Raw genomic sequence first — 12,523 nt, forward strand, 5'->3', positions numbered from 1 at the left:
CCATATCAATCATACAACTTTATAAAAACGGCAGGAATGGAGGGAAAATGTGAATAAAACTACACCCTCAATCAGGCGGAAACACCTCCATGAAGTAACGTTGGACGATTGTCCCCAACTCCCCCCTTTTTATCTTTTTTTTGCGGAAATGGAACAGGACGAATTATATCCATACCTTTCCAAGGAACAAGTTCCTGCTCTCATCGAACAAGCAATCGCAACAGGCGAACGGATCGCCTCACTCCATGGGAAAAAACGCCCGCTGGGAAGTTTTATCAACCATCTGTTGAAACAAAAAGTGCGAATCAAATTCCTGGAGAAACATTCTGCTGATCCGTCCATCCGGGCCCAGTATATAAAAAAGCCGCCCACCATTGCCATTTACCGCCATTCCCTCAAACAGATCCGTCAGTTTTTTCAAAGAAACGGTGAGGAAGTGCCGGAAGAGGAAATTTGGTTACTGCATTTATATCATGAGTGGTTTCATCATTTGGAAGAAACGAAATACGGGCGGACGGACAAAGTTTTGCCCAAAGTGACGGTGAAGCAAAAAGGGCCTTTTGCCATTAAAAAACCTTTGCAGTGTTTACGTGAGATCGCGGCCCACACCTTTACGCAAACGGTTTTGGGATTATTGTGGTCCCCCCTGCTTTTGGACCATTTATTAACATTCAAAAACAAAGGATGGAGCAACGGACAGATCCGCGAGTATTTCGGAAGGTATAAATCCACCATCGATTCCTTGCTGGAGGAGGCAAAAAAACAGGAAGGCCCCCACGATCCTCAAGATGAACCACTGCCGACGGAGAAAATAATGTAACAAAGATCCACGGGAGTGGATGAGTGTATTTCCGCAGCGACCTGACCGGCATCAAGCGGGATTTTTTTGTGCCGGATTGGGCCAAGCAGTCCTGATCTCCCTTCGGTTCAAACGGACTGCCCCGTCTGACTTTCATCTTGACCAGAGACGAATGCTTTCCGTTTTATTCCCCGGGAAATGCAACGCGTATTGCCAACACCCTGGATTTAACAATTCTTCAAGCCGAATCAAACAACCCGCTTCAAACAAACAGCGAAAGATGCCAAGCCTGCAAACATCTGCTAAGATATAAGTGAGGTGAGAGGAATGGAACGTTGCATATGCCCGAAGTTTGAAGCGGCAATTGAAATACTCTCCAAAAAATGGACCGGTTTGATTATTCGCGTTTTAATGGAAAAAACCAGACGTTTTCGTGATATTCGTGAACAAATTCCTTTAATGAGCGAGCGGATGCTGGCAGAGAGATTAAAAGAACTGGAAGCGCACGGTATAGTCGAGCGGCGCGTTTATCCAGAAACGCCTGTCCGTATCGAATATGATTTGACTGAAAAAGGGAAAGCACTTGCCCCCGTACTCGATTCCATCCAAGACTGGGCTGAGCAATGGATCGGGGCAGAATTGCATGAGAGCATGACTAGACGGGAAACGTAATGTTGGAGGTGGTTATTTCCAATGCCGTTTCCTTATCTTTGCCCCCATTGCGGCAATAACCGCAGCCGGTTTAACCTGATTGAACAAGTGGTCACCCCTGTCAAAAAAGATGCGCAAACAGGGGAGATCATTGAACACGTCTCTGACCAGGATCCCTTTCAATACCGCTACCATGGTGAACAATACCGTGTGCAATGCGGAGTATGCGGAATGATTGATTCGGAGGAACTTTTTATTAAAAATGCCCTGCGAAGCTTGAATTAACCTGCTTTTATCCATCCCCCGGTCATCGTTTTGATGATCAGGGGTTTTTTTCATCTTTTAAGGAGCGATATAATAGAGGATGGATAAAAAATGGGAGCAAAGAGGGGTTATTCATGCACGCTTTAAAAGAATCCATTCTGAAACTGATTACCGAAACATCAACCAATTTGCCACCGGATGTCAGGGAAGCCATCCGCTCCGCGCGCGAAAAAGAGAACGCCGGCACCCGCTCCGCACTCGCGCTGGCCACCATCGACCAGAATATCAAAATGGCAGAAGAAAACGTTTCCCCCATTTGCCAGGACACCGGGATGCTCACTTTTAAAATCAAGGTTCCGGTTGGAGTAAATCAACTGAAAATGAGTGAACAAATACGCGAAGCGGTGAAGGAAGCGACAAAATTGGGGAAATTACGCCCCAATTCGGTTGATTCTTTAACAGGCGAAAACAGCGGTGACAACCTTGGTGAAGGCACCCCTGTGATTCAATATGAACAGTGGGAAAAGGATGACATCGAAGTCCGTCTGATCCTGAAGGGAGGCGGCTGCGAAAACAAAAACATCCAATACAGCCTGCCTTGCGAATTGGAGGGGCTTGGACGCGCCGGCCGTGATTTGGACGGAATCCGCAAATGCATCTTGCATGCCGTCTACCAGGCACAGGGGCAAGGATGCAGCGCCGGTTTTATCGGAGTGGGAATCGGCGGAGACCGGACCACCGGTTATGAACTGGCCAAAAAGCAGCTGTTCCGCAGGCTGGATGACACCAATCCCAATCCCTCGCTGGCCCAACTGGAAGACTATATCATGGAAAAAGCCAACACCCTCAGCATCGGAACGATGGGATTCGGTGGAAATGCCACACTGCTGGGATGCAAAATCGGAGCGATCAACCGTATTCCCGCCAGCTTTTATGTATCCGTGGCCTATAACTGTTGGGCTTTCCGCCGCCAGGGCGTTTACCTTGATGCCAATACCGGAGAGATCAAGGACTGGATTTATAAAGATACCGGCAAAAAGCCATCCGTTCAGGCTGAGGAAAAGACAAACCCGGTTGCAAGCGGCCGCAAGGTGGAACTGTCCGCGCCCATTACCGAAGAGCAAATCCGTCAGCTGAGAGTGGGGGACATCGTGATTTTAAACGGTCCCATTCACACCGGGCGGGATGCGCTTCATAAATATCTGATTGACCATGATTCACCCGTCGATTTGCAAGGCGGCGTCATCTACCACTGCGGTCCCGTGATGCTTAAAGACAAAGACGGCAATTGGGAAGTGAAAGCGGCCGGTCCCACCACCAGCATTCGCGAAGAGCCGTATCAAGGGGATATCATCAAAAAATTCGGCGTTCGAGCTGTCATCGGCAAAGGCGGTATGGGACAAAAGACGTTGAAAGCGCTTCAGGAACATGGAGCCGTTTACCTCAATGCGATTGGCGGCGCAGCGCAGTACTATGCCGATTGCATCACCCATGTGGATGGAGTCGACTTTATGGAGTTCGGAATTCCGGAAGCGATGTGGCATTTGCAGGTAAAAGGATTTGCCGCGATTGTGACAATGGATTCACATGGCAACAGCCTTCACGCCGACATCGAAAAAAGTTCGCTTGAAAAATTGGCGGAACTGAAAGAACCGGTTTTCAAATAACACAATCCTGATTGTTTGAACAACCCGAAGATCAACGTAAAACAAAATCGGGAAGGGAGTGGAGCCCGACTGACCGCCCATCAGAAACACAGAAAGGTTGGCAGGGTACCGCTCCCCTTGCCCGCAATGCACTTGGATTTCATTGCCTGAATACTGCTCCCTTGCTGTCTCCCCCTGGGGAAGCAGCTTTTTTTATTGATAAATATAAAGTTCCCTACTTTTTTCTTGTTCACAGATGACGCGGAACACGCTACAATTAGATTTGAGCCGCTTTTTGCTCACCGGATTTTCCCATTTTCGCCGTGAAAAAACATCCGGGTGTGCAGCGGAAATAGCGAAACCCATCTTTTACTTTTCTCGTTTTCTCTTATGAAAAGGGGGATTTCATTTCACATGAAAAAACACTGGAAGAAATTTAGTATTTTGACTCTTTCCTTCATCACGGCCATGACGATGTTGCTACCTTCGCTTGCCTCTGCTGATGCCATTGAAGCGCAGACTGTTGTCACTTTGGGTAAAGACTTGACAGGTACGCAACGTGACAATATCTTGGCAGAAATGGGTGTCGATGAAAATTCCGGCAATGTGCGGATCGTCGATGTGACCAACCAGGAAGAACACCAATATTTAGGGAAATACTTAAGTGATAATGTCATCGGAACCAAAGCGATTTCCTCCGCTAAAATCACGATAAACAACTCCGGAGGCATCTCGGTCAAAACAAAAAACATCACCAATATCACACCCAGCATGTATGCAAATGCCGCGATCACCGCAGGTATCAAAGATGCTGATATTTATGTGACAGCTCCGTTCCGCGTATCGGGAACGGCTGGTCTGACCGGGATCATCAAAGCATTTGAAACGGCAACCGGGCAAAAAATCGATGAAAACAAAAAAGAAGTGGCCAACGAAGAAATCGTCGTCACCTCCCAGCTGGCTGACCAGATCAAAGATCCGAACAAAGCAGTGCAGTTCATCAATAAAGTAAAAGAAGAGGTCTCCGATCAAAAACCGGAAACCCCGCAGGATTATCGTGACATTATCGTTAATGTATCGAACGATTTCAATATTAACCTGAACCAGGAAACCATCAATAACCTTGTTCAATACGCACAGAACTTCAACAAACTTGGAATCGACTGGGATCAAATCAGCAGCCAATTGCAAAGCCTGCGCGGCGACATTAAGGATATCCTGAACTCGGATACGACACAGGGAATTATCGATACGATCTTTGAATGGCTGGGAGATTTCTTCAGCTCGATCGGAGAATTTTTCACCAACGCTTCGGACAAAAAGAATTAATCGAAATGAACGGGAACCACGAATCAGTGGTTCCTTTTTTATACAGAAAAAACCGCCAGCATGTCGCTGACGGCCACTTTCTTAGAAAGACAACCATTTTTTAAACATGTGTTTGGTTGCATCGCGGTTGGACTTGGCAATCGCAGTGGTAAGCGGGATGCCTTTGGGACAGGCACGAACGCAGTTTTGTGAGTTTCCGCATTCTTGCAAACCGCCTTCGCCCAGCAATGCCTCAAGGCGCTCTTCCTTGTTCATGGCCCCTGTCGGGTGGGAGTTGAAGAGCTGGACTTGTCCGACGACAAACGGACCGATAAAATCAGATTTCGTATTGACGTTTGGACAAGCTTCCAGACAGACGCCGCAGGTCATGCACTTGGACAACTCATAACGCCATTGCCGCTCGTTTTCCGCAATGCGCGGCCCCGGACCAAGATCATACGTCCCGTCGATCGGAATCCACGCTTTTACGCGTTTCAGCGCGTTAAACATGCGGCTGCGGTCGACAACCAAATCGCGTACGACCGGGAAAGTTTTCATCGGTTCAACGCGAATCGGCTGTTCCAGTTTATCGATCAAAGCCGTGCACGCCTGACGGGGTTTGCCGTTGATCACCATGGAGCACGCACCGCAAACTTCTTCCAAACAGTTGGATTCCCACTGTACCGGAGACACTTTTTCGCCTTTGGAATTGACCGGATTGCGCTGAATTTCCATTAACGCGGAAATAAGATTCATGTTTTTTCGATAAGGGATTTTAAACTCTTCTTTGTACGGCTTTCCATCCGGACCGTCCTGCCGTGTGACGATGAGGTGTACAAATTGTTGTTCGCTCATTGTTTTTTGTTCCCTCCCTTATCCACATCATAGCGACGCGGACGAGGCTTGATCAGAGAAATGTCGACCGGTTCATACTCAAATTCAGGACCTTCCGGAGTGAATTTCGCCTTGGTTGTTTTCAGCCACTCTTCATCGTTACGATCAGGGAAATCAGGTTTATAGTGAGCCCCGCGGCTTTCATTCCGGTTGTAGGCACCAATGGTGATGACGCGGGCCAGTTGCAGCATGTTCCACAGCTGGCGGGTAAACGATGCTGCGCTGTTGCTCCATTTGCTGGTATCAACCATGCTGATATTCTGATAGCGCTCCATCAGTTCCTGGATCTTTTCATCCGTTTTCTTCAAGCGGTCGTTGTAACGCACGATGGTCACGTTGTTGGTCATCCATTCGCCCAGTTCCTTGTGCAGAACATATGCATTCTCGGTCCCGTCCATTTTGAGGATGTTTTCGTATTTTTCCTCTTCGGCTTTCACTTGGGACTCAAACTGGCTGGCATCAATTGAATCAATGTGTTTGTCAAGGCCACGCACATATTCGATCGCTTTCGGGCCAGCCACCATTCCGCCGAAAATGCTGGACAGGAGCGAGTTTGCGCCCAGACGGTTCGCCCCGTGATACTGATAATCGCATTCGCCGGCTGCAAACAGGCCGGGGATGTTGGTCATTTGGTTATAATCAACCCACAATCCGCCCATCGAGTAGTGAACGGCAGGGAAAATTTTCATCGGGACTTTGCGCGGGTCCTCTCCCATGAATTTCTCATAAATCTCAATAATACCGCCGAGTTTGATATCCAATTCTTTCGGATCTTTGTGCGAGAGGTCCAGATAGACCATGTTTTCGCCGTTGATCCCCAGTTTCATATCCACACACACTTTAAAAATGGCGCGTGTGGCAATGTCACGCGGTACCAGGTTTCCATAGGCTGGATACCACTCTTCGAGGAAATACCACGGTTTTCCGTCCTTATAGGTCCAGACGCGTCCGCCTTCTCCCCGGGCCGATTCCGACATCAGGCGAAGTTTGTCATCTCCCGGAATCGCTGTCGGGTGAATCTGGATAAACTCGCCGTTGGCATAATAAGCCCCTTGCTGATAAACAGCGCTCGCCGCCGTACCGGTATTGATCATGGAGTTGGTCGATTTACCAAAGATAATTCCCGGTCCGCCGGTCGCCAGAATGACCGCATCTGCCGGGAATGCCACAATTTCACTGCTTCTTAAATTTTGCGCAACAATCCCCCGACATACTCCTGCGTCATCCTGCAAAATTCTCAGAAACTCCCAATACTCATATTTAGTAACGCGTCCTTCCACTTCGTAGCGGCGCACTTGTTCATCAAGCGCATACAAAAGCTGCTGCCCGGTGGTTGCACCCGCGTAGGCAGTACGGTGGTGTTTGGTTCCGCCAAAGCGACGGAAATCGATCAACCCTTCCGGTGTGCGGTTGAATGGCACACCCATCCGGTCCATCAGATAAATGATTCCCGGTGCCGCTTCGCACATCGCTTTTACCGGCGGTTGGTTTGCCAAAAAGTCGCCGCCGTAGATCGTATCATCGAAGTGTTCCCACGGGGAGTCCCCTTCTCCTTTGGTATTCACAGCACCATTGATGCCTCCCTGTGCACACACGGAGTGAGAGCGCTTTACGGGGACAAGGGAAAAGAGTTGAACATCGGCGCCTGCTTCAGCCGCCTTGAGCGTAGCCATTAAACCGGCCAGCCCGCCGCCTACAACAATGATTTTTTCATTCATTGGCATGTGCTCCCTTCTAATGCTGTGCCAATTGTTGGATGAATTCTGGTCTTGCAAATGCTAACAGCGAAGACACACCCATGTAGGAAACGATCACGAAAACAACGCCCCAGACCCAGGTGGATACCCTTTGTGCGCGCGGTCCGACCGTTACCCCCCAGCTGACGAGAAACGCCCACATTCCATTGCTGAAGTGGAAGACGGCGGAGATCAATCCGATCAGGTACAGGGTCAGGAAAACCGGATTTTGCAGGATCGTTGCCATGAGTTCCGCCAGTTGTTCCGCTGTCAAATGATCCAGCGCCACATGAACCCGCGTTTCCCAGACGTGCCAAATGACGAAAATCAACGTGATCACGCCGGTAACCCGTTGCAGAAGGAACATCCAGTTGCGGAATGTACCAAAGTTCCCCACATTGTTTTTCGCCCGAAAAGCGATATACAAACCGTAAATCCCGTGATACAAAAGAGGCAAGAAAATAAAAACGATTTCCAGAACAGTTAAGATGGGAATATGCCAAAGCCACTTAACCTGCTCTACAAAAGCGCCTGCCCCTTTGGTGGCGTAATAGTTGGTATACAAGTGTTCAAGTAAAAAAAAGCCCACCGGTATTACGCCCAGCAACGAGTGTATCCGACGGTTGAAAAAACTGCGTTGCGTGCTCATCTTTTGCCTCCAATCCAGGTCATAATCGCAGTAAAGAGAATTGAAAACTCTTCCAAAATAACAATAATAGAAAAGGGTTTCAACTCGGTATTTATTTTACTCCCGAAATGGAAGTACCGTCAAGGAACCATCAAGGGGGGGAAACTAGCCGCTTACCTCCAAAAATTGCCGTATTTTGGGGCCAAATTGGTTAAATTCCACCAAAAAGGCATCATGTCCGTAATATGATGAAAATTCATGGTAAACTGCGTTTTTCCCTTTATTTAAACAAAGCTGATGAAAGGAACGCTGCTGCCTGACCGGAAAATACATATCTTCCGTAATCCCGATCGTTAAGATCCTGGCGCGGATCATCTCGACTGCTTTCTCGATTCCACCGCGTCCCCGCCCGATATCATGCCCGTCCATTGCGGAAAGAAACAGGAGATAGGAATTGGCATCAAACCGGCTGACCAGTTTTTCACCTTGGTACCGCAAATAGCTCTCAACCTGCAAATAAGGATTTTCTTCTCCCTCCCGGCGGAAGCGCCGTTCAAATAAATCTTCGGTCCGGTAAGTGACCATGCCCACCATGCGTGCCGTCGATAACCCGTTGAGGGGGCCGGAACCCGGGTAATAATCCCCGCCTTGCCACTGCGGATCCAGCATGATCGCCCGGCGCCCGATTTCGTTATGAGCCATCGACAGCGAGGACAAGGTTGCCCCGGTCGCAATCGGAATGCAGGCGTCCATAAAGTCGGGGTACATCACCGCCCATTCGAGGGCCAGCATGCCTCCCATCGATCCCCCGATCACCGCTTTCACGTGTCTGATCCCCAATTTTTCAAGGCAAATATATTGGGCCTTGACCATATCCCGGATGGTCACTTTGGGAAAACGGCTTCCATAAGGAGTGCCTGTCTCCGGATGGGGTGAGGAAGGCCCCGTGCTCCCGTTGCACCCGCCGAGCGTGTTCATGGTGATCACTGCATACCGCTGCGTGTCGATATAGCCTCCAGGCCCGATCAAGCCGTCCCACCAGCCTGGTGACTGTTCATCCCCGACGGTGTGAGTATCCCCCGTCAATGCATGACAAACGACAATCACGTTATCCTTTTCAAGCGTCCATTTTCCCGCCAGCTCGTACGCCACTTCCACCTCAGCGAGTTTTTCACCGGACTCCAATTGCAGCGAACCGATTTTTTCTGTATTTTTCCGGCTGATGGCCCGTGTCAACATCCTCATTCCTCCAATGATTTTAGGTAAAAGACCTATGTCATGAAAACAGAAAACCCTCTTCAAAAAGAAGAGGGCTTCTTTGCTCACGCTATTTATCTTCAAGCCTCTTCTCATCTCTCAGAACGATTCTGCGTTCTGCAGGAATTGGCACCAACCGCTAATGATCATAGCGAGGTTGCCGGGCTTCATCGGGCCAGTCCCTCCACCACTCTGGATAAGAAGAATTTTCAATTTTTCTTCATTCATCATTCTGATCATATCGCCAAACTGCCCGGGTGTCAAGCTGCTGTCTCTCAATCGGAGAAATGCACTGCCTTTTCGGGAAACTCAGCCGATGATTCGCTTTTTCCTCTCTACCGATGGCGCAGCCGGGTCTTCCAGCCAGCAAAAAACCTGATGGGTGGAGGTAATCTGGGTGACCGGCGGCATTTCTTCATGACAGATATTCATGGCATGAGGACAGCGGTCGGCAAATGGACAACCGGCTGGAGGAGAGAACAAGTCGGGGGGCGAGCCGGGAATCGGTTCCAGATGCCGGTCACGCGGCAGATCCAAGCGTGGCATGGAATCAAGTAATCCCCAGGTGTAGGGATGGCGCGCATCCGCAAATATTTCTTCCACCCCGCCGGTTTCCACCAGCCGTCCCCCGTACATCACCGCAACGCGATCTGCGGTTTCCGCGACAACCCCCAGATCATGCGTGATGAGAATAATCGCCGTATCCGTTTCCCGCTGAAGTTTTTTCATCAGCTCCAGGATCTGGGCCTGAATCGTAACATCCAGTGCCGTCGTCGGTTCGTCGGCGATCAGGACTTGCGGATTGCAAGCGAGGGCCATGGCGATCATCACCCGCTGGCGCATTCCGCCGCTAAATTCGTGCGGGTATTGCGTCAATCTTTTTTCTGGATTGGGAATTCCGACCAATTTCAGCATTTCCACCGCTTTTTCTTTCGCTTCGGTCACGCCCGTCTGCTGATGCCAGCGGATCCCTTCAATAATCTGTCTTCCCACGGTCATGGTCGGATTTAAGGAAGTCATCGGATCCTGAAAAATCATCGCGATCTTTGAGCCACGGATTTGAAACATTTCCCGCTCGGAGAGTTTTGTCAAATCCTTGCCGTCAAATATGATTTTCCCCTGCTTGATCCGGCCCGGGGGATCAGGGATGAGCCGCATCAGCGACAAGGCGGTGACGCTTTTGCCGCTGCCCGATTCACCGACTACCGCCAGCATCTCCCCTTTGTGCAAGGCAAAAGTAACACCGCGGACCGCCTGCACTTCCCCGCCGTCCACCTGAAACGAAATGTGCAAATCGCTTACCTCCAAAAGCGGATTCGTCCCCATTTTTCTCTTCCTTTCTATTTGCGCATCTTCGGATCAAGCGCGTCACGCAGTCCGTCACCGAGGGCGTTAAAAGCAAGCATTGTGATACAGAGGAACAACGAGGGAAAAAAGAGGCGCCACCATTCACCGGAAAGAATCGTGATCAGTGAATCGTTGATCATCGTTCCCCAGCTGGCAATCGGTGCCTGGACACCCAATCCCAAAAAACTTAAAAACGCTTCGGCAAAGATGGCCGACGGGACGGTCAAGGTGAGCATGATGATGATCGGGCCCATGGCATTCGGAATCAGATGCTTGAACAAAATCCGTTTTGTACCGGCTCCGAGAGTCCGGGCGGCCAGCACAAACTCCTGTTCTTTCAACTGAAGAACCTGTCCCCTTACCAAGCGGGCCATATTCAGCCATCCGGTCACGGTCAGCGCGAGAATAATCGTTCCCAACCCCGGCGGCATGACCACCATGAGCAAAATGACCGTCAATAAATAAGGCAGTCCCCATAAAATATCAACGATTCGCATCATCACTTCATCGGTTCTCCCTCCCCGATAACCGGCAATCCCTCCATAGATCACCCCGATCAGCAGATCGATCAATGCGGCCATCAGCCCGATCGTCAGGGAGATTCGTCCCCCTTCGCAGACGCGGACAAAAACATCCCGCCCCAAATCGTCCGTCCCGAACCAATGCTCGCTGGAAGGTTCCAGATTGATGCCGTCTTTCAAGTTTTGATCACTGTAATCATAAGGGGAGATCATCGGACCGAAAATGGACATCAGGGCGATCAGCAATATCAGGACAAGTCCGGTCATCGCCAGAATGTTTTTTCTCAGCCTCCGCCAAACATCCTGCCAATAGGTTGTATGCGGGCGGCTGATCTTTTCCAGTTCGGTACGCGACCGGACAGAGGGAAGAAAACGCGTTTGATCGGTTGCCGGTTCCACTTTACCTCTCCCCCTTTTTCGTGATCTGAATCCGCGGATCAATCCAGCCGTAAGCGAGATCCACCAGAAAGTTGACAAAGATGAGCAAGGCGGAATAAAACAGGGTGATGCCCATGATCATCGGATAATCGCGATTGGAAATGCTGTCGACAAAATACCGGCCGATTCCCGGCATGGAAAAAATGTTTTCAATTACAAAGCTGCCTGTCAATACCCCTACGGAAATCGGGCCGAGAATTGTCACCACCGGCAAGATGGAATTGCGCAGGGTATGCCGCAAAATCACCCGGCCGGGTGGCAGCCCTTTGGCCCGGGCGGTCCGGATATAATCCTGGGTCAGCACTTCCACCATGCTCGCGCGCATTAACCGCGTTATGGTCGCCAGCGGTAAGGCCGCCAGGGTGATGGTCGGCATGATGGTCGAGGTGAATCCCTCCCATCTGGCCACGGGCAGCAATTCCCATTCGACTCCCAGATACTTCTGGAGCAGGGGAGCCAACACAAAACTGGGAATCGAAATCCCCAGGACGGCCATAACCATTGCCGCATAGTCCGTCAGGCGATTTTGCCGAAGGGCGGCCACTGCGCCGAGAATGACGCCGGCAATGATGGCCACGACCAGCGCTTGTGCTCCCAGTTGCGCGGAAACCGGAAAACCGTCGGCAATAATGTCATTCACCGTCCGGGTCTGATCTTTTATCGAAAATCCCAAATCAAAGGTGAGTAAATCCTTCATATACACCAAATATTGAACCGAAACGGGTTCATCCAGGTGATAGTACGCCCGCAGGTTGTGAAGCACTTCTTCCGGAAGTTTTTTATCGCTTGAAAAAGGGTCTCCCGGAATCGCTTTCATCATGAGAAAGGTGATGGTCGCAATCACCCACAGCGTAACCACCATCTGAACAATGCGGCCCAAAATGTAGCGCAGCAAGCTTTCCACCTCCAAGGCAACGGGCATCTGAATAAAAAAATATTTTAATATATAATGCAATTTCTTAATCATTTTAATCATCCCTTAAACAATTGTTTTCAGTCAAGCCGATTCCATAAAAAAACCGGCAGGTTCACCT

The 12,523-nt window shown here is 49.9% G+C and carries 12 protein-coding genes and 1 riboswitch; of the genes, 5 read left to right on the top strand and 7 right to left on the bottom strand.

The window, feature by feature from the left end:
* Positions 1 to 49 precede the first annotated feature (49 nt).
* The 5 genes from I8U19_RS05160 (at position 50) to I8U19_RS05180 (ending at position 4,689) form a co-directional block, all read left to right on the top strand.
* Entirely contained in the window at positions 50 to 820 is a 771-nt protein-coding gene (locus I8U19_RS05160; RefSeq protein ID WP_033102122.1) for a hypothetical protein, read from the top strand.
* Positions 821 to 1,126: 306 nt separating this feature from the next.
* Positions 1,127 to 1,471 (top strand): winged helix-turn-helix transcriptional regulator, encoded by a 345-nt coding sequence (locus I8U19_RS05165; RefSeq protein WP_033102121.1) that lies wholly within the window; start codon positions 1,127 to 1,129, stop codon positions 1,469 to 1,471.
* Between the two features lie 21 nt (positions 1,472 to 1,492).
* Positions 1,493 to 1,735, top strand: coding sequence for a hypothetical protein (locus tag I8U19_RS05170; RefSeq protein ID WP_033102120.1), 243 nt, complete (start codon positions 1,493 to 1,495; stop codon positions 1,733 to 1,735).
* Between the two features lie 113 nt (positions 1,736 to 1,848).
* Positions 1,849 to 3,381: a fumarate hydratase gene (locus tag I8U19_RS05175; protein ID WP_198055372.1), complete on the top strand. Its 1,533-nt coding sequence runs from the start codon at positions 1,849 to 1,851 to the stop codon at positions 3,379 to 3,381.
* A 393-nt stretch (positions 3,382 to 3,774) separates the two neighbouring features.
* Entirely contained in the window at positions 3,775 to 4,689 is a 915-nt protein-coding gene (locus I8U19_RS05180) for a DUF1002 domain-containing protein (RefSeq protein ID WP_033102118.1), read from the top strand.
* Positions 4,690 to 4,770: 81 nt separating this feature from the next.
* On the opposite strand, the gene sdhB is transcribed toward I8U19_RS05180, so the two are convergent.
* From sdhB to I8U19_RS05215, 7 genes are all read right to left on the bottom strand, one after another.
* Positions 4,771 to 5,523 (bottom strand): succinate dehydrogenase iron-sulfur subunit, encoded by a 753-nt coding sequence (gene sdhB / locus I8U19_RS05185; RefSeq protein WP_033102117.1) that lies wholly within the window; start codon positions 5,521 to 5,523, stop codon positions 4,771 to 4,773.
* Positions 5,520 to 7,280 (bottom strand): succinate dehydrogenase flavoprotein subunit, encoded by a 1,761-nt coding sequence (gene sdhA, locus I8U19_RS05190; protein WP_033102116.1) that lies wholly within the window; start codon positions 7,278 to 7,280, stop codon positions 5,520 to 5,522. Before sdhA ends, sdhB begins: the two co-directional genes overlap by 4 nt.
* 16 nt (positions 7,281 to 7,296) lie before the next feature.
* Positions 7,297 to 7,947, bottom strand: coding sequence for a succinate dehydrogenase cytochrome b558 subunit (locus I8U19_RS05195; RefSeq protein ID WP_033102115.1), 651 nt, complete (start codon positions 7,945 to 7,947; stop codon positions 7,297 to 7,299).
* Positions 7,948 to 8,091: 144 nt separating this feature from the next.
* The gene (metX, locus tag I8U19_RS05200; RefSeq protein ID WP_198055373.1) at positions 8,092 to 9,165 is read right to left on the bottom strand and encodes a homoserine O-acetyltransferase MetX; all 1,074 of its coding nucleotides are present in this window, start codon (positions 9,163 to 9,165) and stop codon (positions 8,092 to 8,094) included.
* Between the two features lie 107 nt (positions 9,166 to 9,272).
* Positions 9,273 to 9,386, bottom strand: a riboswitch (SAM riboswitch).
* Positions 9,387 to 9,492: 106 nt separating this feature from the next.
* Complete coding sequence (locus tag I8U19_RS05205) at positions 9,493 to 10,509, bottom strand: ABC transporter ATP-binding protein (RefSeq protein ID WP_198055374.1); 1,017 nt, start codon at positions 10,507 to 10,509, stop codon at positions 9,493 to 9,495.
* A 14-nt stretch (positions 10,510 to 10,523) separates the two neighbouring features.
* The gene (locus I8U19_RS05210) at positions 10,524 to 11,450 is read right to left on the bottom strand and encodes an ABC transporter permease (RefSeq protein WP_198055375.1); all 927 of its coding nucleotides are present in this window, start codon (positions 11,448 to 11,450) and stop codon (positions 10,524 to 10,526) included.
* A gap of 1 nt (position 11,451) precedes the next feature.
* Positions 11,452 to 12,411, bottom strand: a complete 960-nt coding sequence (locus I8U19_RS05215; protein WP_052154403.1) for an ABC transporter permease — start codon at positions 12,409 to 12,411, stop codon at positions 11,452 to 11,454.
* Between the last annotated feature and the right edge of the window lie 112 nt (positions 12,412 to 12,523).

Source organism: Thermoactinomyces sp. CICC 10523 (assembly GCF_016055105.1).
In the GTDB taxonomy this organism is placed as follows: Bacteria; Bacillota; Bacilli; order Thermoactinomycetales; family Thermoactinomycetaceae; genus Thermoactinomyces_A; species Thermoactinomyces_A daqus.

What these genes read in the sequence shown, in the direction of transcription:
- metX (WP_198055373.1), bottom strand. Translation starts at nt 9,165, where the DNA reads ATGTTGACACGGGCCATCAGCCGGAAAAATACAGAAAAAATCGGTTCG.
- I8U19_RS05170 (WP_033102120.1), top strand. Translation starts at nt 1,493, where the DNA reads ATGCCGTTTCCTTATCTTTGCCCCCATTGCGGCAATAACCGCAGCCGG.
- I8U19_RS05175 (WP_198055372.1), top strand. Translation starts at nt 1,849, where the DNA reads ATGCACGCTTTAAAAGAATCCATTCTGAAACTGATTACCGAAACATCA.
- sdhA (WP_033102116.1), bottom strand. Translation starts at nt 7,280, where the DNA reads ATGAATGAAAAAATCATTGTTGTAGGCGGCGGGCTGGCCGGTTTAATG.
- I8U19_RS05195 (WP_033102115.1), bottom strand. Translation starts at nt 7,947, where the DNA reads ATGAGCACGCAACGCAGTTTTTTCAACCGTCGGATACACTCGTTGCTG.
- I8U19_RS05180 (WP_033102118.1), top strand. Translation starts at nt 3,775, where the DNA reads ATGAAAAAACACTGGAAGAAATTTAGTATTTTGACTCTTTCCTTCATC.
- I8U19_RS05215 (WP_052154403.1), bottom strand. Translation starts at nt 12,411, where the DNA reads ATGCCCGTTGCCTTGGAGGTGGAAAGCTTGCTGCGCTACATTTTGGGC.
- I8U19_RS05205 (WP_198055374.1), bottom strand. Translation starts at nt 10,509, where the DNA reads ATGGGGACGAATCCGCTTTTGGAGGTAAGCGATTTGCACATTTCGTTT.
- sdhB (WP_033102117.1), bottom strand. Translation starts at nt 5,523, where the DNA reads ATGAGCGAACAACAATTTGTACACCTCATCGTCACACGGCAGGACGGT.
- I8U19_RS05165 (WP_033102121.1), top strand. Translation starts at nt 1,127, where the DNA reads ATGGAACGTTGCATATGCCCGAAGTTTGAAGCGGCAATTGAAATACTC.